Genomic DNA, 25,782 nt, shown 5'->3' with positions numbered 1-25,782 from the left:
GGCGCGGGAGCCGGCGCGGGTGGCGTTGAACGCCGCCAGCCTGGCTGCCGGCCAGGCCGGCGCGGAAGCCGACCGCGCCTGGGCGGCGTGGCGCGCCGCGGCGCAGCGCGTGGTGGCGCGGAGCGGCTGAGGTACGGCGCGGCGACGCGCCCCGGGCGTCACCAGGGCGGGCGGCTGCAAGCCACCGCGACCGAGAGCCCGTCGCGGATGCGGCTGGCCAGCGGATAGGGCGCCGGCTCCATCACCCCGAGCCAGCGCGATGCGCTGCGCGAGGGCAGGAGGAGCGGCACGGCGACCCGCGCCAGACGCGCGCGTAGCCGCGGGGGCAGAGGGCCGGGGCGCCGAAGGCCTGAGGCGGATGGAGAAACCCGGCGCCGCGAAGGACTGGCCGATGCCGAGATCCACCGGAGCGCGGAATCGCGATCCCGTCGACGCCGGGCGCGACACCCGCTGCATCGCCGCCGAGCCCGACCGCCGTGCGCGGAAATGCACCACCGGTCGAAGGTCACCATCGCTCCAACGCGAAGCGGGTGAGGTGAAAATCGTCGTGCGACGACAGCGCGCCGTCCTTGAGGTACCAGCGATACGCCATGCGCTGCGGAAGGCGAAAGCGGCTGTGCTGCGCATCGTCCAGCTTCAGGCCGACTTCCCGCTGCCAGACATGGCTGCCCTCGAGCAGCAGCCGGCCGGTGGCCATCTGCGCGATGCTGCCATCGGCGCCGAAAGTCACGAGATAGCGGCCGGCCAGGCCCTCACGCGTGATCTCGAGCCAGGCGGAGGAATCGTCCCGGCCGCGCCAGGCGACATGCGGGTTCGGCAGCAGCGCCCAGGGCATCAGCGGCGCCTGGCCATCGGAGCGCAGCAGCAGGTAGCTGTGGAGCGCGGCACGGTCGGTGGAATCGTCGTAGTCGGTGTGCATCAGCCGCAGCAGGCCCAACAGCCGCGCGCGCATGTCATGCGCATCGCCGAAGAAGGCGTCGCGGCTCTCGATCAGTGGCACGCCGAATCGGTGGAAGCGCCCCGTCCAGGCATAGACCGGCTCGCGCGCCTGCTGCGCTGGCGACCCTGCACGCTGAAGCGGCCGACCGGCAGCAGGAATTCGCCCTGCTCGGTCCAGTCGACCCCGCGCAGCGTCACCTCGGCCTGGCCGTTGAAGGCGACGTCGAAGTAGCGGCGCACCGGGGCCGGCAAGGCGGCGTAGGTGGCGGGGCGCAGGTCGATCGTCACCCGCTCGGCAGGCGCGGTGACACGCGCCCGGACCAGGGCCTCGGTCCGGCGGCTCGCGAGCACAAGACCCGTCGCCGCGACCAGGAAGGGCAGCGCGACGAGCAGGCGAGGTGACATGGGCGCGGCCTCCTCCGCCGATGCGGCATCACTCGAAGACGATGCGGGTGACGCGGCCGCGCCAGAAGGGATGAATCCGCCCCTCCGCCGCGCGGGCGATGAGGAAGGCCATCGGGACCATCATGCCCGCGACCGGCTGGTAGTCGCTGCGCGTCACATGCTCGCCCGAGCCGTGATACGGCGTGGTCAGGTCGCCATCCTGCTCCGCGTCGAAACGCTCCAGGCTGCCATCGGCGCGGAAGGTCGCCACCAGCGTGGCTTCCAGCCCATGCGCGGCGACGATGGCGCGCGCACGGCGCGCATCCACCGCCTCCCAGCGCACCGGCCCGCCGGGCAGCAGCGCCATGGGGTAGAGCGGGCTTTCCAGCAGCCAGCGGCGCAGCGAGGCGCGGTTCAGCGCCTCGGTCTCCCGCTCGTTCACCACGCCAAGGGTGGAGAGGATCTTGGCGCGCATGCGCATCCTTCCGGCGGCGTAGAAGTCGTAGGCGCGCGCCCAGAGTCCCGGCAGCAGCGGCGTGGTGGCGGCGAACATCAGGGCGGGGGTGCCGATGGCGATGGTCTGGGTCGCCGTGGTCGGCGCGAAGCCCTCGGTCAGCGGGCGGCGGAACGCGCCTGCCTGCGCGATCCGCACCGTGTGCAGCGGCCGCGGTGGCCCCGGCAGGGCGAAGCGCAGATAGGCCTGCACCGGCTCGGGCAGGGCCGCGAGCGCCGCCGGATCGGCGGGCTGTGCCGGCTGCAGCCGGCCGATGGCCACGACCTGCGCGGCATGCGCGGCGATCTCGCGCTCGGTCAGCAGCGTGCCGATGCCGATGGCGCCGGCGGCCAGCAGCAAGGGCGCGGCCATGGCGCCGGCGATGATCCAGGGCCTTCTCATGCAGTCCTCCTCATGGGGTTCGCGCCGCGGGGCTGGGGATGGCGTCCGGCAGATCGGCCGGGCGGATCGGCAGGCGGGTGGCGGCGTGGCCGGTGGCGTCGCGCACGGCGTTCACCAGGGCCGGCACGGCGGCGATCAGCGCAACCTCCCCCGCCCCGGCCGGCGGCGTGACGGCATCGCCCAGCAGCGCGATCTCGATCGCGGGCACATCGCTGGGCCCGGCCATGGGGTAGTCGGCGAAGCGGCGCGCGGCATAGCCGCCGGCGTCGATGCGCGCCTCCTCCCGCAGCAGCTGGCCGATCGCCATCATCACGCATCCCTCGATCTGGGCGCGGACCCGGTCCGGGTTGACCGCCAGCCCGATATCCAGCGCGCAGCAGAACCGCAGCACGCGGATCGCGCGCGTCGCGGGGTCCACCGCCACGTCTGCGGCGCAGGCGACATGGCTCGTCTCATGATAGGTGCCGCAGGCATGGCCGCGGCCGAAGCCCGGGACGGGGGGCAGCGTCACCGCGGCGGCAAGGTCGCGCGCCCGGGCCAGGCAGGCCGCCAGCCGCGCCGCGCCGGGCCCCAGATGGGCCAGGCGGAACGCCACCGGGTCCCGCCCGAGCCGAAGCGCCAGCGCCTCCATCGCCACCTCGATCGCCAGCGTGTTCGGCCCGGCGCCGAGCCCGCGCCAGGGGCCGGTCGGCACCGGCAGGTCGACATCGGTCATCTCGATGCGCCGGCGCGGCGCGGCGTAGGGCGGCAGGATGCCGCGGGTGGCGCCGAAATCGGCAAGGGCAAGCCGGGCGGCGCCGACCAGCCAGGGCGGCCCCAGCATCTCCGTCAGCAGCACGGGGCCGGTGACCCAGGCGTGCCACCAATCGCTGAGCCGCCCCGTCGCATCGGCCCGCGCCCTGATCCGATGCGAGGATGGCGGGCGGGCGCGGTCGGCGCGGAACTCATCGGCACGCGACCAGACCACCTTCACCGGCCGCCCGGCGGCGCGCGCCAGCAGCGCGGCCTCCCGCACCACATCGTACTGGGCGCGCCCGCCGAAGGCGCCACCGACGCGCCGGCCGTGCAGCATCACCCGGGCCTCCGGCAGGCCGAGTTCGGCCGCCAGCTTGCGGTGGTTGACGAAGAGGTCCTGCGTGCCGGTCCAGACCTCGACCGTCTCGGCGCCGTCCTGCGTCCCGAAGCGGGCCAGCGCGGCGCGGGGTTCCTGCGCGGCATGGTGCAGCGCCGGCAGGTCGAGCCGCAGGTCGATGTCCCAGGCGCCCGGGGCAGGCTGCTCATCCAGGATCCGATGCGCCAGCCGGCCCTGACCCAGCGCATGATCCACATCGAGCCGGCGGGCCAGCGCGGCGGCGTCGATCGGCGCCGGGCGGTCCCAGGTGACGCGGAGCGCAGCCATGGCGCGGTCCAGCGTGCCGGGCGTTTCCGCCACCACGCCCACCAGGCCGCGCGGCGCATCCACCACCACCTGCAGCACACCCGGCAGCCGCGCCGCCGGGCCGGTCTCCACCGCCATGAGTCGCGCCTGGGCCAGCGGCGGGGGCACGCAGCGGCCATAGGCCATGCCGGGCAGGCGCAGATCCGCGGTGAAAAGCGCCATGCCGGTCACGATCGCCCGCGCCTCGGGCAGCGGCGCCGGCTGCCCGACCTGCCGCTTCACCCGCCGCGGATCGAAGCTGTGCAGCCTGGCCTCCGCCAGCCGGCCGGGGGCCAGCAGCACCGGCACGCCCGCCGCCAGGGCGGCATAGGTCAGGCGCCTTCCATCCGGCGCGGCGAAGCCGCCCGCCACCTCGGCCAGCGCCGCCTCCGGCAGCCCCAGGCGCTGCGCGGCGCGGGCCCGCAGCGCCTCGCGCAGCGCGGCCGCCGCGCGCGCCACCGGGGCGGCGTGCAGCGCGATGCCCTGGCTGCCGGTGGTGAAGCGCATCCGGGGCAGCGCGGCGGTTGCGGGGCTGCGCAGGTCCACGGCCTCGAGGGCCAGGTTCAGCTCCTCCGCCGCGATCTGCGCGAGTCCCGCGGCGGAACCCTGGCCCAGCTCATGCAACGGCGCCATCAGGCTGAGCCGCCCGTCCGGCAGCAGCTGCAGCCAGGCCACCCCCTCATCCGCCCCCGGCGCGGCGGTGGAAGGCAGGATCGGCAGCGCCGGGCGCGGCAGGGCCCAGGCGACCGTCAGCCCCGCCGCCGCCCAGCCGGCGAGGCGCAGCAGGCGGCGGCGCGGCAGCCTCATGGCACTTCCCCAGCCCGCAGCGCCGTCGCGGCGCGCCGGATGGCGCGGTGCATCCGGGGCTGCGTGCCGCAGCGGCACAGCATCCGCCCCAGCGCGGCCGTGATCGCCGACGGGTCCGGGTCGGGGTTCGCCGCCAGCAGCGCCGCCGCCTGCATGACATGCCCGGCCTGGCAGAAGCCGCATTGTGCCACGCCCTCGGCGATCCAGGCCGCCTGCAGCGGATGCAGCGCGCCGTCCGGCCCGGCGAGACCCTCGATGGTGAGGATCGCCTCCCCTGCCACGGCGCGCGCCGGCACCAGGCAGGCGCGGCGCGGCCGGCCCGCCACATGCACCACGCAGGCGCCGCAATCGCCCGCGCCGCATCCCTCCTTGGCGCCGACCAGGCCGAGCCATTCCCGCAGGACGGTGAGCAGGCTCTCCCCCGCCCAGGGCTCGGGCACCTCGCGCATCACGCCATTGACCAGCAGCCGGATCACCGAGGGTTGCTCCACACCAGGCAGCCCGTAGGAAAGCCGCTGCGCGTATCCCGTTCATGCCGGCCCGGTATCCGGCTGCATCGGCGCCCACCGTTGGATACACGGCGATACATCGGCGCCCTGCCGATGCCGGGGCGGCGTGCTAGCCTGCGGCGCCATGACGGATGCGCCCCTGATCCTGGTGGTGGATGATGACCGCGGCATCCGCGACCTGCTGGCCCGCGCCCTGCCGCCCTTCGGCTTTCGTGTCGCCACCGCGCGCGAGGGGCGGGAGGCGAATGCGGTGCTGGCCAGCCAGCGCGTCGCCTGCCTGGTGCTGGACCTCATGCTGCCCGGCGAGGACGGCATCGCCATCTGCCGCCGCCTACGCGCGGAAAGCGCGGTACCGATCATCATGCTGACGGCGCGCGGCGAGGAGACGGACCGCGTGGTGGGGCTCGAGGTCGGCGCCGATGACTATGTCCCGAAGCCCTTCGGCACGCGGGAACTGGTGGCGCGCATCCGCGCCCTGCTGCGCCGGGCCGAGATGCTCCCGGCCGCCGAGCCGCGCCGCAATGCCGGTCGGATCGGCTTCGCGGGCTGGGTTCTCGACCTCGGCACGCGGGTGCTGGAAGGGGCGGATGGCGTCGCCCTGTCCCTCACCACCGGCGAGTTCGAGTTGCTGCGCTGCTTCATCGAGCATCCGCGCCGGGTGCTGACCCGCGACCAGCTGCTGGACCTGGCGCGCGGGCGCGCGGCGACGCCCTTCGACCGCTCCATCGACCTGCAGGTCAGCCGGCTGCGCCGCAAGATCGAGCTGGAGGCGAAGGACCCGCAGATCATCAAGACGGTGCGCGGCGGCGGCTACCTTTTCGCGCCCGCCATCGACACCCTTGGATGAGGCCGCGCTGGCCCGCCGGCATCCTGGCGCGCAGCCTTCTGGCGCTGAGCCTGGCGCTGGGCGTCGCGGCGCTGCTGGCCTTCCTGCTCTATGAACGCAGCCGGGCGGAGGCGCTGTTCGCCTTCGAGGCGGCGCGCACCGCGGATCGGATCGCCGACCAGATGCTGCTTTCCGGCCTGCCGGGGCCGCATCGCCCGCTGCCGGCCGAACCGCTCGGCGTGACGCTGCGGCTGGAGCCGGCGCCACGCCTCGGTGCCGAGGTGCCGGGCGGCTTCGCCATGCTGGCGGCGCAGGGCATCGCGGCCCGGCTGCCCTGGGCGACGGCGGTGCGCGCCCGCCTTGATGACACGATCCCGGCGCCGCAGCCTGGGCGCAGCTTCGGCCGGGCGGAGCAGATGGCCCTGCTCAAGCGCCGCCCGCCGCCGCCGCGCCGGTTGGTGGTCACGCTGCGCCTGCCCGATGGGCGCTGGGCGCATGCCGAGGCGATGGCCTTCACCGGGACCCCCCAGGCGCTGTGGGAGCCGCGCTTCCTGGCCGCCTTCGGGCTGCTTGCGCTGGCCACGATGCTGATCCTGGCCGGGGTGGTGGTGGTGGCAACCCGGCCGCTGCGGCAACTGGCGGAGGCCGCCGAGCGGCTCGGCGCCGACCTCAACGCCCCCCCCATGCCGGCCGCCGGCGCGCGGGAGGCGCGGGCCACCGCGCAGGCCTTCAACCGGATGCAGGACCGGCTGCGCGATTTCGTGGCCGGCCGAACCCGGCTGCTGGCCGCGATCTCGCATGACCTGCGCACGCCGCTGACCCGCGCGCGCATCCGCGCCGAGGCGATGGAGCCGCCGGCGGAGCGCGCCGCGCTGCTGGCCGACCTCGCGCGGCTGGAGGCGATGCTGGCCACCGCCCTCGCCTTCGCGCGCGGCGATGTGGCGCGCGAGCCGCGTCGGCTGCTCGACCTCGCCGTGCTGCTCGGCGATGTGGCGGAGGAACGGGCCGAGATCGATGAGCCGGTGACCTATGCCGGACCGGAGCGCGGCGCGGTGGTGTCGGGCGCGCCTTCCGCGCTGCGCCGCGCCTTGGAGAACCTGGTGTCGAACGCGGTGGTCCATGGCGGCGCCGCGCGGCTCGGCCTGGTGCCGGCGGGCGCGGCCTGGCGCGTCACGGTGGAGGATGACGGGCCCGGCCTGCCGGCGGCCGAGTTGGAGCGGGTGTTCGAGCCCTTCCATCGCGGCGACGCGGCGCGGAGCCTGGAGGGCGGCGGCACGGGGCTCGGCCTCGCCATCGTGCGCGACGTGGCGGCCGCGCATGGCGGGCGCATCTGGCTTGAGAACCGCGAAGCCGGCGGGCTGCGCGCGGTGCTGCTGCTGCCCGCGGGGGACGCGCCGCCGCTCGGCCCTCCGGATCGCAGCCGATGACGCGCTGGATGAAAGCCTCCCGGTCGGGCACCGGGATCGCGCCGTCGAGCCACAGATGCGCCAGGCCGTGCACCATGCCCCAGACCCGCAGCGCCGCCTCGGGCGAGGCGGCGGCGCTGCTGGCCGAGGCCGGCATGCCGGTGGCGGTGCATGAGCAGCACGACCTGCCCGCATGCGGAGATCACGCGGCCGGTGCCCTCGCAGGGTCCACCCATCGGGCAACCGCGCCAAGGCCCCTGTCGCTGGACGACGCGTCCGCGATCCTTCACCTCATGGCGCGGCAAAGCCGTGCAGCTGCGACAGCGCCTGCCGGCCTGCGGGCGTCATCCGGGGCACGGCGTCCAGCAGGATGTCCTCCAGCAACGGGCCGAAGTGCTGACGCTGCCGCCGCGCCGCCGCAATCGCCGCCCGCAGGCCGGCGGGATCAACCGGGTCGCGGGCGATCTCCTCACGCGCGCGGGCGGCGGCCGAGAGGAACTCGGCCTTCACGCTGAGCAGCGCGTTCAGGCGTGACCGCGCCGCGCCGACAAGGATGGCCGCGTCATCGCGCGACAGCCTCGCGCCAAGCCGCTCCAGAGTGCCTTCAGGGTCCTGCAGCCCCAGCCTCTCCAGTTCACTGATCACCGGCACAGCCATCCGCCGCAGCTGCACCGCCCGCCAGCCTTGCGCGCCGACAAGCGCCACCAGAAACAGGTTCAACGCGATCGAGGCGACGAGAATCGCGCGAAGCCGCTCTGGCGTGAATCGGGGCATCACAGGAACAGATCCTCGAAGCGGAGATCGGCCAGCACCAGATCGGCCGATGCGCTCTCGGCCAGTTCAAGTCCGACCAGCCAGCCGGCCACCAGGCTTGCCGCGAAGGCCGCCCCGATCGGCCGGGTGAACAGCCAGCGCCAATCCCGCACCGTCTCCGATCGAGCGCGCAGCCGCGCCACCGCGCCGGCGACGATACGGGCCTGGCGCGAAGCGTCCGGCACCGGCGCCCTGGCGGCGGCAAGCAGGGCGTCGAGCCGTTTCGCCGCCATCCATTGCCCGTGCGCGGCGGGCGAGACCGCGCAGAGCGCCAGCGCCGCCGCGCGCTGCGCCGCGGGCCAGCGGTCGGGCTCGGTGCCATGCGTATCGAGCAGGCGGGTGAATTGCTCCGTGTTCATCGAGGTCTTTCCCTATCTGTCCGGTTCGAGGCCTGGATTGCGCTGCATCCGATGGCGGAGCGCCCGGCGCGCCCGTTCCAGCAACGACCAATAGGCGCGCAGCGTGATCCCGAGCGTCGCGGCCGCCTCGGCGCCCCCCAACTCCTCGTGGTAGAACAAGGTGAGCGCGACGCGTTGACGCTCCGGCAGGGACGCCAGCGCGGCGCGCAGCGCCAGCGCCTCCTGGCGCGAGGACAGGGCCTCCAGCACGCTCGGCGCCGGATCCGCGACGTCGCTCGCCGCCTCGATCGGCTGGTGGCGGCGTTGGCGCAGCCGGTCCACGCACAGGCGCGCGACGATCGTGTGGATCCAGGTGCCGGGCTGGCCGCGCGCACCATCCCAGCGCGCCGCGTGTCGCCAGACACGCAACAGCGCATCCTGCGCGACCTCATCCGCCTCGGCCGCCGACCCCAGGATCGACTGGGCAAGACGCAGCATCCGTCCGACATGGCGGTCGGCGAAATGGCGGAAGGCCGTCTCGTCGCCCGCCGCGATGCGCACCAGGAGCGCGGCGTCGTCCGGTGCGGAAAGCGGGGCGCTCACCACAGCGCGGATCGGGGCGGGACATGCATGGCCACCCTGCTACGGCCCCCGCCGGACGAATCCTCGCCGTCCGACGGAAAAGCTGCACCCGCGCCGCGAGAATTCCGCCGGATCGCCCCGTATCAGCGTGCAGGGACGGGGATGCCATGGGGCACCCCGCGAGACCCCCCGTGAAGGAGATACCCTGATGAGTCTGACACCGTTCGGCTGGCCAGGATTGCTGGCGCTCGCCGCCCTGCCGCTCCTGGTGGCGACCACCGCCGCCGCCCAGGGCGGCATGTCGCCGGCTCAGCGCCAGGCCACCCAGGCCTGCCTGCCCGACATCCGCAGCCACTGTGCGACGGTCGAACGCGGCGGCGGTCGCATCGTCGCCTGCCTGCGCCAGAATGGCGAGAAGCTCTCGCCCGCGTGCCGCCAGGCCCTCAGCGGGCTGCAACGCTGACATCTCCTCCGCTCCTACAGCACGGAAGACCCTCCTATGCGCAAGATCCTTCTCGTCGCCGCCATGCTCGGCAGTGTCGCCGGCGTCCCCGCCGCCTCCGCCTGGGAGGCGCAGAGCAGCCTTACCGGCCCGCAGGGCCAGACCGCCACGCGGTCCGGATCGCTCAACTGCGCCGACGGAAGCTGCACGCGGTCCGGATCGGCCACCGGCCCGCAGGGGCAGACCGCCACGCGCCAGCGCAACGTCACGCGGACAGCGCCCGGCCAGTGGTCGGCGCAGGGCACCGCGACGGGGCGCCGTGGCGGCACGGCGACGCGGTCAGGCAGTGTGCAGCGTGGCTGGTGACGCGTCCCCCGGGCGGGGAGAGCCCCGCCCGGCGCCGCATCGCGGCAGGAGTCAGTGGAATGGATGACGGTTCCACCCTTCGTCAGCCGCCGCGGGCCGGCCTGTCGAGGGTCGAGCCGACGCCGCCCCGGCCGCGCCGCCGGAACGGGCGACGCGGGCTCCTGCTCGTCGCCGCCTGTCTCGCCGCTTCCCTGGCCTGGCGGTACGGCGTGCCGGCACGGGCCGAAGCGATCGAGGTCCGCGCCGCGCCCTTCACGCGCACCGTCACCGGTCCCGCGCTGCTCGATGCGCTGGTGAAGGTGGAGGTCGGGGCACGCATCGCGGGCCGCATCGCCGAACTGCCGGCGGAGGAGGGCGACCAGGTCGCTGCCGGCGCGCGGCTGGTGCGGCTCGATGCCGGCGATGCGGCGCATCTTCTCGCCCAGGCGGAGGCGCAGACCGCCGCCGCGCGCCGCGCCGTGACCGAGGCGGAGGCCGATCGCGATGCCGCCGAGGCCGCCCTGGTGCGTGCCCGGGCCGATTTCCGCCGCAAGGAAGAGCTGCTGCCCCGCGGCGCCACGACCCGCGCGGAATTCGACGCGGCGCGCTCGACGCTCGACCAGGCCACGGCCAATGCGGACCGCGCCCGCAGCGCGGTGATGCGCGCCCGCGACCAGCTCTACGCCGCCGAGGCCGGGGCGCGCGGCACCGGCGTGCGGCTCGGCGACACCCTCATCGCCGCGCCGGTGGCCGGCATCATCACTGATCGGCTGCAAAGCGTCGGTGACGTGGTCGGCGCCGGGACGCCCATCCTGCGGCTCGTTGATCCGGCGAGCCTGGTGCTCACGGCGCGGTTCGACGAATCCGTCATGTCGCAGGTCGCGCCGGGACAGGCGGCGGAACTGCGCTACATCTCCTATCCGGGCCGTGTCTTCCACGGGACGGTGCTGCGTCTTGGCCGTAGCGTGGACACCACCACGCGCGAATTCACCGTGGAGGTGGCCCTGGCCGAACCGCCGCCGCACTGGGCAATCGGCCAGCGCGCCATGGTCACGCTGGCCACGGGCACGGCGCCCGCCACCATCACGGTGCCGCAGGATGCGCTGGCGCCGCGCGGTGGCCAGGCCGGGCTTTGGGTGGCCGAGGGCGGACACCGCGCACGCTGGCGTCGCGTGCAGTTGGGGGCCGCCGCCGATGGCCGGATCGAGGTGACCGAAGGGCTGCGGGAGGGCGAGGTGGTGCTGCGGCGGCCGTGGCGTCCCTATGCCTTCAAGCCCGTCACGCCGGTGATGTCGTGAACTACCTGGCCTGGCGGGACATCACCGCGAACCTGATGCGCTTCTTCCTGGCCGCAGCCGGCGTCGGCTTCCTCCTGACCGGCAGCATGGGCATGCTGGGGCTGTATCGCGGCGTGCTGCACGATGCGCTGTTGACGATCGAGGGGATCGGCGCCGATCTGTGGGTCGTGCAGGGGGGGCGCGCCGGCCCCTTCGCGGAAGCCTCCGTTGTCTCGGCCACGCTCGACCGCCGCGTCGAAGGGGTCGCGGGCGTGACCAGCGCGCGCCGGTTCGTGCAGAACAACCTGCAATTCGACATCCAGGGGAAGCCGCGACGCATCGCCATCACCGGCCTCGATTTCCCCAAGGACCAGGGCGCGTGGCTGAGCCTGGCCGAGGGCAGGCTGTTGCAGTCCGGGCGGGGCGAGGCGATCGCCGATGCGAGCCTCGGCCTCAGCCTGGGCCAGGACATCCGGCTGGGCCGCGATTCCTATCGCGTGGTGGGCGTCACAAGCGGCCAGGTGGACATGTCGGGCGACGGCCAGCTCTTCGTGACCATCCCCGATGCGATGGACATCGCCGATAGCCGCACGCCGGAGACCGTGCTGCTGGAGCGCGCGCAAGGCCTGGGCGTCAGCGCCGACCGGCCGAGCCGCATCGCCGCCGTCGTCGTGACCACCGAGGCGGGCATGGTCGAAGAGGTGGCGCGAATCATCGGCGCCTGGGGCGACGTCGCGGTCCTCAGCCGCGAGGATCAGCGATCGGCCCTTGTCGATGGAAGGCTGTGGCGGCTGCGCATGCAGATCCTGTTCTTCACCATTCTGCTGCTGACGGTGACCGGTGTGGTGATCGCCATGACGATCTACACCAGCACGCTGGAGAAGCTGCACGAGATCGCCATGCTCAAGCTGATCGGCGCGCGCGACGGCTTCATCCTGCGCATGATCCTGGAGCAGGCGGTGCTGATCGGGCTGTTCGCTTATGGGCTGGCGCTCCTGCTCTCGACGCTGCTGTTCCGGTTCTTCCCACGCAATGTGGTGCTGCTGGCCGAGGATCTCACGCTGGTCTTTGGCGGCTTGCTGCTCGCCTGCGTGGTGGGCAGCTGGATCGGCATCGAGCGCGCCATGCGGGTACGCGCGAAGGAAGTGCTCGCATGACGCCGCAGCCAGGCACGCCGGTGCTGTCGCTGCGCGATGTCGGGGTGCGCTATCGCGGCGGCGACGGGGCGATGGTGGAGGCGCTGGCGGGGGTGACGCTCGACCTGATGGCGGGGGAGATGGTTGGCATCTTCGGGCCGTCGGGCTGCGGCAAGACCACATTGCTGATGGCCGCGGGCCTGTTGGAGCGCCCGACCTCCGGCGCCGTGCAGCTTGCCGGCATCCCGGCCGCCGCCGTCGCGACCGAGGCGGCGCTGCGCGACTTCCGCCGGCGGCATATCGGCTTCGTGTTCCAGAAGCCGAACCTCATCCCCGTCCTGACCGCGGCCGAGAATGTGGCGCTGGCGATGGTGATCGATGGCGTTCCGGCGGCCGAGGCGGAACGTCGGGCGATCGCGCTGCTGGCCGCACTGGAGGCCGCGCATCGCGCCGGAAACCGCCCGGCCAGCCTGTCGGGAGGGGAGCAGCAGCGTGTCGCCGTCGCCCGCGCCCTGGCCAATGATCCCGTGCTGGTGCTGGCAGACGAGCCGACCGCGGCCCTCGACAGCCGGCGCGGCCGGCAGGTGATGGAGGTGCTGCGTTCCATCGCGCGGGAGCGGCACGCTGCCGTCGCCGTGGTGACGCACGATCCGCGTTCCATCGACCTCTTCGACAGGATCCTCGAAATGGACGACGGACGCATCGTCGCGGAGCGGCGGCCGGGCGCGCAGGCGTAGGGGCGATGCCGGGCGCTGGCGGGCCAAGACCTGCCGGTTCGGACCATGCAGGGGGAATGCGACGGTCCTTGTGGCGGGCGCCTTCTTCGATCGGACCGCCCGACCACCTGGGGAGGGTCGATTCCTGCCGCTTTCGGGCTCGACAGTGACGATCGGGCCGCTAACATTGCTCGATGTCCCGTCCTCGCCATCTTGATTTGCCCAATGCCCATCCCGGCCACACCGCGCACTTCACGGATTACCGTGCGGCGGAGATCGGCAGCGTCACCATCTCGCCCGACGGCCCCGTGGAGGCCGGCAGCTTCGCCAGCCACATGCTGGTGTTCACCGCCGGCCGCTTCGGCGTGGACGACACCGGCAGCCTGCGCATCTGCACCCGCCAGGTCAGCGACAACGGCCGGCCGCAATTCACCGATCCCAGGGCCGCGAACCACGTCACGGCGGAAGCCTCGAACGGCGCGAAGCTGGTGCTGGACTACAACCCGAAGCTTGCCATGCGGCCGTGGTCGCGGACCATCACCGTCACGGTGGCACGCGGCTTCCTCTCGCCCGGCGACACCATCACCATCCGGCTCGGCGACCGGCGCGGCGGAAGCCCGGGCATGCGCATGCAGACCTATTGCGAGGCGCGCTTCCACTACCTGGTGCTGGCCGATGTCTTCGCGACCTGCAACTGGGCGCTGCTGCCGGTGCAGCCGGGCTTCCCGATCGTGCCAGGCCCGCCGGTGCGTCGCCTCGCGATCCTGCCGACACGGCGCGCACCGGACGAGCCCTTCGCGCTGCTGCTCCGCGCCGACGACCGCTGGGGCAATCCGGCCGCACTGCCCGCGGGCGAGCACCACCTGACGGCCAGCGCCCCCGTCGCCGGCCTGCCGGAGCGTTTCACCTGGCCCGAGGGCGCCCGCGCCCATCGCATCGAGGGGCTGACGGCGGCGGCGGCCGAGGCGCTGACGATCCGCTGGGACGACGTGCCCTCCAACCCGATGCGCATCGCGCCAGGGCCGCTGCGGCCGGTCTGGGCGGACCTGCACGGCCAGTCCGGCGAGACCGTCGGCACCGGCACCATCGACGCGCTGGCCACCTACGCCCGCGACCTCGCCGGCGTGGACGCGATCTGCCACCAGGGTAACGACTTCCAGATCACCGGGGAGGGCTGGGCGGATTTCAACCGCGCCTTCGACGCCTTCGACCAGCCCGGCCGCTTCGTGTTCCTGCCGGGCTATGAGTGGTCGGGCAACACCGCGCTCGGCGGCGACCGCAACGTGATCTTCCCCGAGGCCGGCCGCACCATCCACCGGTCCTGCCACGCGCTGATCGAGGCGCTGGAGGATGAGCACACGGATGCCCTCGATGCCCGGGCCCTGCATGTCGCGCTGCGCGCCGAAGGAAGGCCGGTGTTCTGCATCCCGCATGTCGGCGGCCGCTATGCGAACCTGCACTACGCCCATGACCGCGCGCTGGAGCGTGCGGTGGAGGTGCATTCGGACTGGGGCACCTTCGACTGGCTGTTCGAGGATGCGCTGGCCGTCGGCGCGCGCGTCGGCATCGTCGCAGGATCGGACGGGCACAAGGGGCGGCAGGGCGCCTCGCATCCCGGCGCCTCGCAGTTCGGCTCCTATGGCGGGCTGACCTGCCTGCTGGCGCCGGAGCTCTCCCGCGCGGGCGTGTTCGAGGCGCTGCGCCGGCGCCATCACTACGCCACCACCAATGCCGCGCGCATCCACGCCGATGTCGCGGTGACGCTCGCCAGCCCGGCGGCGCTGCACATCGATGACCCCGCGCTGGGCGGCGCGCCGGATGGCCAGACGGCCCAGGCGGTGATGGGCGACATCCTCGCCGGCGTCGCGGACGACACCGCGCTGTTCGAGGCGGAGATCATGGCCGCCTCCCCGATCGAGCGCATCGAGCTGCGCAACGGGCGCGAGCTGCTGGAGGTCATCCGCCCCGACGGCCCGCCCGGCAACCGCCTGCGCGTCGTCTGGGAAGGCAGCGAATACCGTGGCCGCGGGCGGGAGACCTCCTGGATCGGGGAGATCGGTCTCGGCGGCGGCACGACATGGGGCGCGGTGCGGGCGATCAACCGCTTCAACCTGGATCACCGGTTCGAGGCGGATGCAACGACGCTGCGCTTCCAGGGCGTCACCACGGGCGGCTTCCAGGCGATGGAGGCCCCGCTCTCCGACCTCGAGGGCATGCTGCGCATCGAGACCGGCCTGGTGAAGGCCGAGCTGCCGCTGCGCGAGTTGCTCGCGGGTGAGCGGCGATGGGAGGCCGGCGGGCTGGGCCGCGCCATGCGGGCCTTCCTGCTGCCGGATTCGGCCCCCTCCGCCATGCGAATCAGCCGGCGCATTGCGCTGCGGCCGGGCGACAATGCCCTTTATCTGCGTGCCACCTTCGAGGATGGGAGTGTCTTGTGGACCAGCCCCGTATACCTGTTGCGCTGACTCGGCGGGCAGCGCTTGCCGCCGCCCTGGCCCTGCCTGCCGCTGGCGCCCGAGCACAGGCGAGCTGGCCGACACGGCCGATCACGATGATCGCGCCGCTCGCGGCCGGCTCCTCGGTGGACATCCTGGCGCGCCTCATGGCCGAGCAGTGGTCGCAGCGGCTGGGCCAGCCGGTGCCGGTGGAGAACCGGCCGGCGGCCAACGGCAACCTGGCCCTGGGCCAGGTCGCGCGTGCGGCATCGGATGGCTACACCATCACCGTCACGGGGCAGACCAGCGTCGCCTTCAACCCGGTGCTCTATCCCTCGATCCCCTACGACCCGCTGCAGGACTTCGCCTATATCGGCCGCATCGCCGGCATCTCCAACGCGCTGGTGGTGCGCAGCGCCTCACCCTTCCGTTCCCTGGCCGACCTCCTCGCGGCGGCGCGGGCACAGCCGGGCAAGCTCACCTATTCCTCGGGCGGCGTCGGCACGACGCACCACATCTCGTCGGCGATGCTCGCGCAGCAGGCGCGGCTGGATGTGCTCCACGTCCCCTATCGCGGCGCGCCGCAAGGCATCCTGGCGGCGCAGACCGGCGAGGTGGACTTCGCCTACTTCAACATCTCCACCCTGCTTCCGGGCATCCGCGGCGGCGCCTTCCGCCCCCTTGCCGTGACCTCCGCACGGCGATCGCCCTTCCTGCCGGATGTGCCGACGATGAAGGAGCTCGGCTTCCCTGACTATGAGATGACCACCTGGGTCGCGATCGCCACGACCGCCGGGGTTCCGGCGCCGATCATGGCGCGGATGGTGGAGGTGACGCAGGCGGCCCTGACCGATGAGACGGTGCGGCGGCGCCTGGTGGAACTCGGCTTCGAAGTGCTGCCCCCGATCCCGCAGCCGGAGATGATGGCCTTCGTGCGGGCCGAGAAGACGCGCTGGGAGCCGATCATCCGCGCCACGGGCGCGCGTCGCGACTGACCTGGCGACGGGCTGCGCCCGCCGAAGGCGGGCGAGCGGCCGGATAGCCGTCGCGCCAGATGGCGCGCCGCCAAGCCGGCGATTGAGGCGGTGATCGGCCACGATCGCCGGGATCTGCCGGGATACCTTGACCAGCCCCGGTGGAGTGGTCTCCGGCGCTGGACCGCATCCGGCCTGTGGGACGTGATGCTGGAAGCCTTGGCCGATGGCGGCGGCGAGGCCGACCTCCTGCAGATGATCGACAGCACCAGCATCCGGGCACACCACTGTGCCGCCGGCGGAAGGGGGGGACTCATCGACAGGGTCTTGGGCGCTCGCGAGGTGGCTTCACGAGCAAGCTCCCCATCCGCGGCAACGCGCATGGCCTGCCCATCGCCTTGCATGTGACCGCTGGGCAGGAGGCTGACTGCTCGAACGACGAGGCGCTGATGGAGGCGCGCGACAGCGCCTCCGGCATCATGCTCGGCGACGAGGACGATGACAGCGACCCGATCCGGCAGGACCTGCGCAGCCGCGGCTGCCGTGCCGGAGATCCCGACCAGGTGGAACCGCCACGTCCCGCACTGCGTCAGCCGCCCCCTCCACGCGCTGCGCCGCCGCATCGAGTGCTTCGTCAACCGCCTGAAGAACAGCCGCCGCGTCGCCACCCGCCACGACCAGACCGCCGACAGCTTCCTCGGCTTCGCCGCTCTCTCCTCCATCCGCCTATGGATCAGGTTCGTCCACGCGCCCCGCCTGACACAACGCTGGCCCGCACGCCGCGGCCGGCCTAGGCTTCCCCGCATTGGGAGGGGAACGGTCATGCAGCGGCATTTGTCACGCACTATCCTGCTGCTGCTGCTTGCGCCGCCCCCGGCCGCCCTCGCCGCTGGCACCGCCGCACCGCCCGTGGCGCAGGCCTGCCTCGGCTGCCACGGTCCGGCCGGCGGCGGCGCCGGCGCGGTGCCCGCCATCGCCGGGCGGGATGCGGGCGAACTGCGCGCGCTGCTCCACGCCTTCCGCAGCGGTGAACGTCCCGCCACCATCATGGATCGCATCATGCGCGGCTACGACGAGGCGGAACTTGGCATCATGGCCGAGCATTTCGCAGGGGCCCGCTGAGCCATGCGCCCCATGCCGCGCCGGACTGCGCTCCGCCTCCCCGCCCTGTTGCTCGCCGCCCCCGCCTTGGGGCGGGCACAGGGCCAGGCCCGGCTCCTGGTGGTGGGGGGCGGCTTCGGCGGTGCCTCCGCCGCGCGCTTCGCCCGCACACTGGCCCCCGAGGTCGCCGTCACGCTGGTGGAGCCGCAGCCCCGCTTCATCACCTGCCCCTATGGCAATCTGGTGCTCGGCGGGCTGCGGGAGATGCCCGCCATCACCCATGGCTATGAGGGTCTCGTCGCGCGTGGCGTGCGCGTGGTGCAGGATCGCGCCGTGGGCATCGACCCGGTGGCGCGCCGCGTCCGCCTCGGCGGGGGGGAGACGCTGGCCTATGACCGTATGATTCTCTCGCCGGGCATCGCGCTGCGCTGGAATGCGATCGAGGGCTATGACGAGGCGGCGGCGGCGGCGATGCCGCATGCCTGGATCGCCGGGGATGGCGCGCAGCTGCGCCTGCTGCGGCGGCAGCTCCAGGCGATGCCGGATGGGGGCGTGGTGGCGCTGGCCATCCCGCCCAACCCCTATCGCTGCCCGCCCGGGCCCTATGAGCGCATCAGCATGATCGCGCACTACCTCAAGCGCCATAAGCCGCGGGCGAAGATCCTGGCGCTGGATGCCAAGGAGCGGTTCAGCAAGCAGCCGCTGTTCCAGGACGCCTGGCGCGCGCTCTACGGCGCCATGGTCGAATGGGTGCCGGCCAATGTGGATGGCCGCGTGATGCGCGTGGAGCCGCGCGCCGGCGTGCTGGAGACGGAGTTGGGCACGCGGCACCGTGCCGACGTCGCCAATGTGATTCCGCCGCAATCGGCCGCCGCCATCGCCATCGAGGCCGGTCTTGCCGATGCCACCGGCTGGGTGCCGGTGGACTACCGCAGCTTCGAGGCGAAGGCGGCGCCGGGCATCCATGTGATCGGCGATGCCAACCAGGCGGGGGCGATGCCGAAATCCGGCTTCCTTGCCAACAGCACCGCGAAGCAGGCGGTGGCCAGTGCCGTGGCGGCGCTGCGCGGCGCGCCGCCGCCGGAGCCGGTGTACTTCAACACCTGCTACTCCCATGCGGGGGAGGGCTACGGGATTTCCGTGGTCAATATCTTCCGCCCGAATGCGGATGGAAGCGCGGTGGCGGAGGTCCCCGCTTCCGGCGGCACCTCGCCCCGTGGCGACCTGCCGGAACAGCGCCGACTGGAGGCGCTCTACGCCGATGGCTGGTATGAGAGCATCACGGCGGACATGTTCTCCTGAACCTCAACGCCGCAGGCCAGGCGCCTCCACCGGCAGGCCGCGGGCGCGGTGGGCGAGGAACAGTTCCAGCGCCGTGTATTCCGGCGCGCCCAGTTCGAATTGCGTGGCACGGACGCCAAGCTGGCAGGCGCGCAGCCGGCGGTGCAGGGAGCCGACCCCGTTCCATTCCAGCCGATAGGCGGGAAAGCCGGTGCCGAGCCCGTTCGAGATCACGTCACCGCGCAGCCTGCGCCCGGCATTGTCGTCATGGCACTGCCCGCAGGCCAGGTTGAGCTGCCCCTGCCGCGTCTCATAGAGCGTCCGGCCCTGCTCGAGGAACGCCGCCGCTGGCCCGTCCACCGCCACCGACATCGGCAGGCCGCGCGAGCGCGACGCGACGGCGGTGGTGAGCGACAGCAGCGCCTCGCTCTCATAGCCGATGGCGGGCTGGCCCTGGTGGCGCATGCGACAGCGCTCGATACGACCTTCCAGGTTCAGCAGCGCGCCATCCTGCGCCACCACCGGGTAGCGCGCGGCCACCCCCGCCATGCCGGCGATATCGCCGTGGCAGGACTGGCAGCTTGGATCGCCCCGCCGCCACAGCGCCTCGCCCTCATCCACCCAAAGCCAGCCGGGATGGCGCGAGGGGTCGTCCTGCTGCGCCCGCAGGGTGGGCGAGAGGTAGTCCTGCGGCGGCCGCACCTCCGCCGCCACGGCAAGGGCAGCGAGGCCGAGCCCGGCGAGCAGCGCGAGCGGCGCCGCGCGCTTCACGCCACCTCCAGCCGCGCCTCGCGCCGAAAGACCGTGCCGCCATCCTCCTGCCATTCGAAGACCATGGCGCCGCTTTCCACCGCGACGGTGGTGAACTCGACATAGGGGTTGGCGGCGATGCCGGGCGACATCTCCATGCGGAACACCTCGGCACCGGCATAGGTGACGCGCAGCGTGTGCAGGATTTTCCGCGGCACCGGCCGCAGGCCAGGCGCGTCCACCGCGCGTTCCATCGGATGGCGGACGATGACGCGCACGGCCACGACCTCGCCCTTCCGCGCCTTCTCCGGCAGGGTGATGCGGGCGAGGATGCTTTCCGCCATCGGCTCAGCCCCCGTCCACGCAGGCGCCGAGGATCACGATGACCTCCCGCGTGCCGCGATGCACCCGTCCGGTGCTGGTTTCCGCCAGCACCACGATGCTCTGCGTCGTGGCGAGCCTGATCCGCGTCGTGACCTCCGCCCGGCCCGCGCGGGGCGAAAGGGTGAAGCGCGCGACGCGCGGGAAGGGGTTCAGTTCCGACAGGATATGGATGGCCGAGACATGGTCTTCCGCCGTCATCGGGCTTTCGACCTTCACCGAGAGATCCACGGCGTTGCCGTTCTCGGACAGCGGCGGCATGGCGATGGTGACGCCTGCCGCAACCGGGGTCCGGCCGGCCAGGATGGCGCGTTCCGCGGCCGCGAAGCTCTCGCCGGTGATGGATTGCGCCGCCGCCCCGCCCGCCGTGGCGGCGGCGAGGGGCAGGGCAAGCAGGGTGCGGCGGTGCAGGCTCATTCCTTTCGGTCCTTCAGCGTGGCGAGGAAGGCGACCACATCCTCGATCTCCTGGGCGGTCAGCACGGGCTGGCCGCGAAAGCGTTCATCCACCCGCGTCAGGCCGGCGACGCGGTGATAGGGCGGCATCACCGCGTCCGGGTTCAGCCGCGTCGGGTCCACCAGCCGCAGCCGGATCTGGCCCTCGGTGAGCCGTGATCCAACCCCCGCGAGCGGCGGGCCGATATCGCCCATGAACGGCTCCCGCGTGTCGGGGATGGCATGGCAGATCAGGCAATTCGCCGTCTCCCGGTTTCGCGTCACCGCGGCACCGCGCGCGGCATCGCCTGCAAGGTCCTCCAGCGGCGCCTCGATCGCATCGCCGGTGACGCTGTAGGGCGCCACCTGCGCCAAGCCTGGGGCGCCGGGCAGCAGCAGCATGAGCCCCAGCCCCAGCCGGCAGGCCCAGCCAGCCCCTCCCCCGCCTGCGGGGGAGGGATCGGGGCACGCCGTCACGCGCGGCGCAGGTCCTGGTCCTTCAGCGGCACGGTGCGGATGCGCTTGCCGGTGGCGGCAAAGATGGCGTTCAGCACCGCTGGCGCCGCCACCATGATGGTCGGCTCGCCCACGCCGCCCCAGAACCCGCCGGAGGGCATGACGATGGTTTCCACCTTCGGCATCTCGTCCATGCGCAGCACGTTGTAGGTGTCGAAGTTGGTCTGCTCGATCGCCCCGTCCTTCACCGTGCACGCACCATAGAGCAGCGCCGAGAGGCCATAGACGAAGGAGCCTTCCACCTGCATCTGGATCTGCTGCGGGTTGACGGCATAGCCGCAATCCGTGGCGGCCACGATGCGGTGGATCCGCAGCACGCCCTGGTCGTTCACCGAGACATCGGCTGCGGCGGCGACATAGCTGCCGAAGCCCATCTGCTGCGCGATGCCGCGGCCTTGCACGCCTTCCGGCAGCGGCCCGCCCCAGCCGATACGCTCCGCCACCGCATTCAGCACGCCGAGGTGCTTCGGGTGGTTCGCCATCAGCTTGCGGCGCAGCGCCAGCGGGTCCTGCCCCGTGGCGTGCGCCACCTCATCCAGGAAGCATTCGAGGTAGACGGCGTTCTGGTTGTGGTTCACCCCGCGCCAGAAATGCGGCGGCACATGCGTGTTCCGCATCGCATGGTCGATCAGCAGGTTCGGGAAGCTGTAGCCGATGCGGCTGTCATTGCCGGTCGGGTTCAGCCCCTGGAACACCACCGGGTCCCGCCCGGCCTGCAAGGCATTTGGGAACACGAAGGACAGGATCGACTGGCCGGAGATGCGCATGTGCAGCCCGGTGATCTCGCCGTTGGCGTCGATGCCCGCGGTAAGCTTGGCCTTGGTGACGGGGTGGTAGCGCCCCTGCACCATGTCCTCCTCGCGCGTCCACATCGTCTTGATGGGTACGCCCGGGATCTGCTTGGCGATCAGCACCGCGTCGATCAGCCAGTCATGCGTGGTGCGCCGGCCGAAGCCGCCGCCGAGGTCCACGCGGTGGATGTCGCATTGCTGCTGCGGCAGGCCGGCCGCCTGGGCGGTGGCGGCCAGCGCCGCCTCGCCATTCTGGGTTGGGCACCAGACATCGCACCGCTCCGCCGTCCACACCACCGTGGCGTTCATCGGCTCCATCGGCGCGTGGTTCTGGAACGGATAGGAATACACCGCCTCCAGCTTGCGCGGCGCGGCGCCGATGGCGGCGCGCGCGTCGCCGTTCTGGTTGCCGATGAAGGCTTCCGCCGCGTCCAGCCCCTCGGTCAGCCTCGCATCGATGGTGGCGGAGGAGACCTGGCCGTTCTCGCCCACATCCCAGTCCACCTTCAGCGCGTCGAGCGCCGTCTTGGCCTGCCAGAAGGTGTCCGCCACCACGGCCACCGCGCCATCACCCACCTGCAGCACGTGCCGGACGCCAGGCAGGGCGGCGGCACTCGCGCGGTCGATGGCGCGCACCGTGCCGCCGAACACCGGGCAGCGCCGCGGCACGGCCACCAGCATCCCCGGCATCTTCAGATCGGAGCCATAGATCAGGCTGCCGGTCGTCTTCGCCGCCGTATCCAGGCGCGGCTTGGAGGTGTTGATCACGGTCCAGTCGCTCGGGTCCTTCAGCGGAACCTCGGCCGGCGGCGTCAGCTTCGCGGCATCGGCCGCCACCTCGCCATAGCGCAGGGTACGGCCCGTGGGGCCGTGCGTGACCACGCTGTCCTTGGCAGTGCATTCTGCCGCCGGAACACCCCAGCGGGTCGCCGCAGCCGCCACCAGCATGATCCGCGCCGCGGCGCCGCCCTTGCGGACGTAGTCCTGGCTGTTGCGGATGCCCTGGCTGCCGGCGGTGAGGAAGGCGCCCCAGGCGCGGTTGCGCGCCAGGCTCTGGCCGGGCGTGACGTATTCGGTGCTGATCTTGGACCAGTCGCAGTGCAGTTCCTCGGCGATCATCTGCGCGAGGCCGGTGCGCGTGCCCTGACCCATCTCGGACCGCGCCATGCGCAGCACCACGCGGTCATCCGGGTGGATCACCACCCAGGCGTTGACTTCCGGCACCTGCGCCGAGGGTGCGCCCTGGCCGAGCGCCTGCTTGGGCGGCAGGTGGAAGCCGAACAGGACAGCGCCTGCGGCCGCCCCCTTCAGCAGGAGGCGGCGGGACGGCGCGACGTTGTCGAGCGGAGCCATGATGTGCGCCTCCTTCAGCCGGTGATGCCGCCAGCGGCGGCCTTGTGGATGCCGGCGCGCACGCGGTTATAGGTGCCGCAGCGGCAGATGTTGCTCATGGCCACGTTGATGTCTTCGTCGGTCGGGCGCGGTGTCTGCGCCAGCAACGCGGCGGCGGCCATGATCATGCCGGACTGGCAGAAGCCGCATTGCGGCACGTCCAGTTCGCGCCATGCCACCTGGACGGGGTGGTTGCCATCCGGCGACAACCCTTCGATTGTCACGATCTTCTGGGATTCGTCGAGTGCCGAGACCGGCGTGATGCAGGAGCGGATGGCCTGGCCGTCGATGTGGACGGTGCAGGCGCCGCAGGCCGCGATGCCGCAGCCATACTTCGTGCCGGTGAGACCAGCGTGGTCCCGCAGCGCCCAGAGCAGGGGCGTTTCCGTGGCGACATCGAGTTCCACCACCGCCCCGTTGACGTTGAGTTTGGCCATGCCGATCTCCTGCCCTTCGCGCGCGCTGTTGCCGCACAATCTTGCGACAAAGCTACCCGCAGGCGAGCAGCCTTGTCACTGCCAGACTGCGTGAGGCAGGCGCCAGTATCACGCCATCGCGCTGCCGTTCTGCTCCGAGAAACGAAGGCTCGCGCCCTACCAATAACGCATGGTCCATTTACGAAGGTCGATAGTGATGGCTGAGGATTTGACCAGCCCCCATCGAGTGGTCCGGGCTGAATGTTAGTGGCCCATCACAGTCGCACCTGCTCCTGAGTTGATCTGCGACTTGGCCATGGGCAGCGTCTCCGGGGCGGGCGGGCGGTAGCCCAGTGCCGAGTGCGGCCTGACCCTGTTGTAGGGCCTGCGCCAGTCCTCGAGAAAGACAATGGCTCTTCCGCTCGACCGAAGGGCGGCTTCCGGGCTGGCTCTCGTTAGTTCTGATCGGCCACATGGGGCGCGAAGCTGCCGATCTCGGCTGCAGGGTAAGCGACGTCCTTCAGCCTCAAGACTGGACATATCAGCCACGAGCACGCGGGACGGCGAAACCGAGGAAGTCAGCGGCCATTTCCGCCACTCGCGCAGGCAAGGTGGCCCAGGTGATCCAGGTGGCGATGCAGCCCAGGGCGCCATTTCGGTCGAGAACGAGCCGGGTCGCGGCGTCACGCGCCGCACCACTGTGCGCGACCGCTCGGGACGCCTCATCGGTCGTTGCGAGACCCTCTCAGATGACGGGCAGATTTGCACCATGGCTATGCCGGATGGCGGTATCCTCGTGCAGGGTTTGCAGGCTGGCGACGGCGCGTTCGTGCCCGTCGCCGCCCCAGCGGCTGCCTATGGATTCCCGGCGTTGCTCGGCGCTGCCACAGGGCTTTACAACTACTTGCCCAATCGGCCGCTGACAGCGCCACCTGGCAGCGCCGAGGCAGATACGCTTTTCCTGTATTTCTACCGCGGCTTCGAGGGAACTGAAGCCGGCATGCAGGTCACTGTCGGCCAGCTTTCAGAGCAGCGTGTGCGCGATTTACGCCCCAAGACCGCGGAGTTCGAGGAAAGGCTGAGCGAGATCGCCGCGGGGCTGCCACGCGAAGGACGCTCGCCGCAGCGATGGGGAATGGATGTCCATACGGCGATGCACCACGGCTTGCGACGGCAATATGGTACGTCCTCAACCGTGGTCAGGTCGGAGTTGTCCTTGGTCGAAAATCTAATTCGTCCCTACGGTCCAGCAGGATCAACGCGCCTCGATATCTATCACCGCGTCGAGGGAACAGACACAATCTGCGCCTATGAGATCAAGACTGGGACGACGGGGTTGAGCGCGACGCAGGCGGCGCGCATCGACGCAACAGCACATGCTTTCGGCCAACGGAGCGGCAACATCGCCAACCCGCGCGTTCTCGTCAGAACTGCGGCGGACGCCCTGATCATGGCAACGCTGAAGCAACTTCGCGAAATCTTCGCCCCGATCCTGGTCGAGCATCCCGACTTAATTTTGTGTAGCCGCTGGCTGTTCCGTCCGCCGATCGAGAGTGCAATTGTGGGTTTGTATATTGGCCGAACTTCGTCAGCGAGCGACTCTGTCATGGCACTGTCGGTCATCCCGCTATCACGGTTCTATCATCCCTCGACGCTTGGATTCGACGAACCGTTTGAAGTGGAACGTGTCATTGGCGTGCCTGCTCCCAACCGGTGGGTACGGAGCGAAGAAGAAGGTCCCCCACGGATCTTTCAGGACATGTTCGCGCCTGGGTACCAAACGGAACTCCTGCGAAATTTCAACGCTAAGGTACTGGCGTTTCTCGACGCGTTCCGCAACTTCGACGATGTCGCTGCCTGGGTTCGCCGTTTCTGTCGGCCGCCCGACGGTCGAGGGGACATCGATAAATTCAGTGCTTGGCTTGCAACGATGCAAGGGGACTTCGTGACCGCCGCCAACAGGCTTCAAGCCCACATAGACTGGATGACGCCATCCTGGTCAGCATTCGGCGCAGATAGCGGGCGTGAAGAGAGAGCGATCCGAGACGTCCTGCGCACCGGCGACAGACAGCATATCGCCGCCTTGCTGCTCGTGATGGAGGAGCGCACGATCTCCCAGAACCGCCTCCAGCGCTTCTGGCGCCGCACGCCATTCCCATTCGAGAAAGCGTAGCCTCGGCTGCCAATCGCTATACCCTGTATGGTCAAATGCCGGGACGAAAGTCCTATCGGTTCCCGGCAAAGGCTAGATCGGTGGTGGGGAGGAGCGTGGTGGAGCGAAAAGCCGCGTAGCGGTGCGAACCGGAGCGAAACTGGCGGGGCGGGTGGTACCGGGTTCGAACCGTCTCTGCGTCGCGGCCCGCTCCAAAGCGTGGACCTTGGGGCTAAGCGCAGTATTCATGCTGGACTCGGATCGGAAAATAGGATAATAAGCACATTGAAGGAGGTGCTTATGCCCGACCGTATCCCGCTCAGCGCC

General features: G+C 71.7%; 28 protein-coding genes. 12 read left to right on the top strand and 16 right to left on the bottom strand.

Annotated elements, in window-relative coordinates; translation table 11 throughout:
• Positions 1–158: 158 nt before the first annotated feature.
• The 6 genes from HEQ75_RS28780 to HEQ75_RS12510 form a co-directional block, all read right to left on the bottom strand.
• Positions 159–290 carry a hypothetical protein gene (locus HEQ75_RS28780; protein WP_268887749.1) on the bottom strand — a complete coding sequence of 44 codons (132 nt, stop codon included), beginning with the start codon at positions 288–290 and terminating at the stop codon, positions 159–161.
• A gap of 215 nt (positions 291–505) precedes the next feature.
• Positions 506–1,000 carry a DUF6544 family protein gene (locus HEQ75_RS12530; RefSeq protein WP_168030944.1) on the bottom strand — a complete coding sequence of 165 codons (495 nt, stop codon included), beginning with the start codon at positions 998–1,000 and terminating at the stop codon, positions 506–508.
• Positions 991–1,344, bottom strand: a complete 354-nt coding sequence (locus tag HEQ75_RS12525) for a hypothetical protein (RefSeq protein WP_168030942.1) — start codon at positions 1,342–1,344, stop codon at positions 991–993. The genes HEQ75_RS12530 and HEQ75_RS12525 overlap by 10 nt, the downstream gene beginning before the upstream one ends.
• A gap of 28 nt (positions 1,345–1,372) precedes the next feature.
• Entirely contained in the window at positions 1,373–2,218 is an 846-nt protein-coding gene (locus tag HEQ75_RS12520; protein ID WP_168030940.1) for a DUF6920 family protein, read from the bottom strand.
• Between the two features lie 10 nt (positions 2,219–2,228).
• Positions 2,229–4,442, bottom strand: coding sequence for a xanthine dehydrogenase family protein molybdopterin-binding subunit (locus HEQ75_RS12515; RefSeq protein ID WP_168030938.1), 2,214 nt, complete (start codon positions 4,440–4,442; stop codon positions 2,229–2,231).
• A complete protein-coding gene (locus HEQ75_RS12510) occupies positions 4,439–4,918 on the bottom strand; it encodes a (2Fe-2S)-binding protein (RefSeq protein ID WP_328733781.1) in 480 nt (159 codons plus the stop codon). The genes HEQ75_RS12515 and HEQ75_RS12510 overlap by 4 nt, the downstream gene beginning before the upstream one ends.
• Before the next feature lie 157 nt (positions 4,919–5,075).
• On the opposite strand from HEQ75_RS12510, the gene HEQ75_RS12505 reads away from it, so the two are divergent.
• Both HEQ75_RS12505 and HEQ75_RS12500 read left to right on the top strand, forming a co-directional pair.
• Positions 5,076–5,798: a response regulator gene (locus HEQ75_RS12505; protein WP_168030936.1), complete on the top strand. Its 723-nt coding sequence runs from the start codon at positions 5,076–5,078 to the stop codon at positions 5,796–5,798.
• Positions 5,795–7,204, top strand: coding sequence for an ATP-binding protein (locus tag HEQ75_RS12500; RefSeq protein ID WP_235961546.1), 1,410 nt, complete (start codon positions 5,795–5,797; stop codon positions 7,202–7,204). The genes HEQ75_RS12505 and HEQ75_RS12500 overlap by 4 nt, the downstream gene beginning before the upstream one ends.
• A gap of 270 nt (positions 7,205–7,474) precedes the next feature.
• Here the strand turns inward: HEQ75_RS12500 and HEQ75_RS12495 are convergent, their stop codons facing one another.
• Genes HEQ75_RS12495 through HEQ75_RS12485 form a run of 3 tightly spaced genes read right to left on the bottom strand, consistent with a single transcriptional unit; the run spans position 7,475 to position 8,937 of the window.
• Positions 7,475–7,957: a periplasmic heavy metal sensor gene (locus HEQ75_RS12495; RefSeq protein ID WP_168030934.1), complete on the bottom strand. Its 483-nt coding sequence runs from the start codon at positions 7,955–7,957 to the stop codon at positions 7,475–7,477.
• Positions 7,957–8,355: a hypothetical protein gene (locus HEQ75_RS12490; protein WP_168030931.1), complete on the bottom strand. Its 399-nt coding sequence runs from the start codon at positions 8,353–8,355 to the stop codon at positions 7,957–7,959. The genes HEQ75_RS12495 and HEQ75_RS12490 overlap by 1 nt, the downstream gene beginning before the upstream one ends.
• A gap of 12 nt (positions 8,356–8,367) precedes the next feature.
• Entirely contained in the window at positions 8,368–8,937 is a 570-nt protein-coding gene (locus HEQ75_RS12485; protein WP_168030929.1) for a sigma-70 family RNA polymerase sigma factor, read from the bottom strand.
• Between the two features lie 187 nt (positions 8,938–9,124).
• Here HEQ75_RS12485 and HEQ75_RS12480 point away from each other — a divergent pair, with 187 nt between their 5' ends.
• The 9 genes from HEQ75_RS12480 (at position 9,125) to HEQ75_RS12440 (ending at position 18,644) form a co-directional block, all read left to right on the top strand.
• Positions 9,125–9,379 (top strand): cysteine rich repeat-containing protein, encoded by a 255-nt coding sequence (locus tag HEQ75_RS12480; protein WP_168030927.1) that lies wholly within the window; start codon positions 9,125–9,127, stop codon positions 9,377–9,379.
• A 36-nt stretch (positions 9,380–9,415) separates the two neighbouring features.
• A complete protein-coding gene (locus HEQ75_RS12475) occupies positions 9,416–9,724 on the top strand; it encodes a hypothetical protein (RefSeq protein ID WP_168030925.1) in 309 nt (102 codons plus the stop codon).
• A gap of 59 nt (positions 9,725–9,783) precedes the next feature.
• The gene (locus tag HEQ75_RS12470; protein ID WP_168030923.1) at positions 9,784–11,001 is read left to right on the top strand and encodes an efflux RND transporter periplasmic adaptor subunit; all 1,218 of its coding nucleotides are present in this window, start codon (positions 9,784–9,786) and stop codon (positions 10,999–11,001) included.
• Positions 11,002–11,036: 35 nt separating this feature from the next.
• Positions 11,037–12,137 carry an ABC transporter permease gene (locus tag HEQ75_RS12465; RefSeq protein WP_168030921.1) on the top strand — a complete coding sequence of 367 codons (1,101 nt, stop codon included), beginning with the start codon at positions 11,037–11,039 and terminating at the stop codon, positions 12,135–12,137.
• A complete protein-coding gene (locus tag HEQ75_RS12460; RefSeq protein WP_168030919.1) occupies positions 12,134–12,853 on the top strand; it encodes an ABC transporter ATP-binding protein in 720 nt (239 codons plus the stop codon). The genes HEQ75_RS12465 and HEQ75_RS12460 overlap by 4 nt, the downstream gene beginning before the upstream one ends.
• 173 nt (positions 12,854–13,026) lie before the next feature.
• Positions 13,027–15,297 carry a DUF3604 domain-containing protein gene (locus HEQ75_RS12455; RefSeq protein WP_168030917.1) on the top strand — a complete coding sequence of 757 codons (2,271 nt, stop codon included), beginning with the start codon at positions 13,027–13,029 and terminating at the stop codon, positions 15,295–15,297.
• 86 nt (positions 15,298–15,383) lie between these two features.
• The gene (locus HEQ75_RS12450; RefSeq protein WP_168030915.1) at positions 15,384–16,262 is read left to right on the top strand and encodes a Bug family tripartite tricarboxylate transporter substrate binding protein; all 879 of its coding nucleotides are present in this window, start codon (positions 15,384–15,386) and stop codon (positions 16,260–16,262) included.
• Between the two features lie 522 nt (positions 16,263–16,784).
• Entirely contained in the window at positions 16,785–17,363 is a 579-nt protein-coding gene (locus HEQ75_RS12445; RefSeq protein ID WP_168030913.1) for a hypothetical protein, read from the top strand.
• Positions 17,364–17,411: 48 nt separating this feature from the next.
• Positions 17,412–18,644, top strand: coding sequence for an NAD(P)/FAD-dependent oxidoreductase (locus HEQ75_RS12440; RefSeq protein ID WP_235961545.1), 1,233 nt, complete (start codon positions 17,412–17,414; stop codon positions 18,642–18,644).
• Between the two features lie 3 nt (positions 18,645–18,647).
• On the opposite strand, the gene soxA is transcribed toward HEQ75_RS12440, so the two are convergent.
• The 7 genes from soxA to HEQ75_RS29185 form a co-directional block, all read right to left on the bottom strand.
• Complete coding sequence (gene soxA / locus HEQ75_RS12435) at positions 18,648–19,394, bottom strand: sulfur oxidation c-type cytochrome SoxA (protein WP_328733774.1); 747 nt, start codon at positions 19,392–19,394, stop codon at positions 18,648–18,650.
• Positions 19,391–19,717: a thiosulfate oxidation carrier complex protein SoxZ gene (locus HEQ75_RS12430; RefSeq protein ID WP_168030909.1), complete on the bottom strand. Its 327-nt coding sequence runs from the start codon at positions 19,715–19,717 to the stop codon at positions 19,391–19,393. The genes soxA and HEQ75_RS12430 overlap by 4 nt, the downstream gene beginning before the upstream one ends.
• Before the next feature lie 4 nt (positions 19,718–19,721).
• Positions 19,722–20,171 (bottom strand): thiosulfate oxidation carrier protein SoxY, encoded by a 450-nt coding sequence (locus HEQ75_RS12425; RefSeq protein ID WP_168030907.1) that lies wholly within the window; start codon positions 20,169–20,171, stop codon positions 19,722–19,724.
• Positions 20,168–20,590 (bottom strand): sulfur oxidation c-type cytochrome SoxX, encoded by a 423-nt coding sequence (gene soxX / locus HEQ75_RS12420; RefSeq protein ID WP_168030905.1) that lies wholly within the window; start codon positions 20,588–20,590, stop codon positions 20,168–20,170. The genes HEQ75_RS12425 and soxX overlap by 4 nt, the downstream gene beginning before the upstream one ends.
• A gap of 71 nt (positions 20,591–20,661) precedes the next feature.
• Entirely contained in the window at positions 20,662–22,848 is a 2,187-nt protein-coding gene (locus HEQ75_RS12415; protein WP_168030903.1) for a xanthine dehydrogenase family protein molybdopterin-binding subunit, read from the bottom strand.
• Positions 22,849–22,862: 14 nt separating this feature from the next.
• Positions 22,863–23,324, bottom strand: a complete 462-nt coding sequence (locus HEQ75_RS12410) for a (2Fe-2S)-binding protein (protein WP_168030957.1) — start codon at positions 23,322–23,324, stop codon at positions 22,863–22,865.
• Positions 23,325–23,567: 243 nt separating this feature from the next.
• Positions 23,568–23,843 carry an integrase core domain-containing protein gene (locus HEQ75_RS29185; protein ID WP_407925894.1) on the bottom strand — a complete coding sequence of 92 codons (276 nt, stop codon included), beginning with the start codon at positions 23,841–23,843 and terminating at the stop codon, positions 23,568–23,570.
• A 229-nt stretch (positions 23,844–24,072) separates the two neighbouring features.
• On the opposite strand from HEQ75_RS29185, the gene HEQ75_RS12400 reads away from it, so the two are divergent.
• Positions 24,073–25,476, top strand: a complete 1,404-nt coding sequence (locus HEQ75_RS12400) for a hypothetical protein (RefSeq protein WP_168030901.1) — start codon at positions 24,073–24,075, stop codon at positions 25,474–25,476.
• The last annotated feature ends 306 nt before the right edge of the window (positions 25,477–25,782 follow it).

The organism is Falsiroseomonas selenitidurans, from assembly GCF_012103215.1.
Lineage (GTDB): Bacteria > Pseudomonadota > Alphaproteobacteria > Acetobacterales > Acetobacteraceae > Falsiroseomonas > Falsiroseomonas selenitidurans.
The sequence above is the reverse complement of the archived record's forward strand: the minus strand, read 5'-3'. Positions and strand labels throughout refer to the sequence as shown.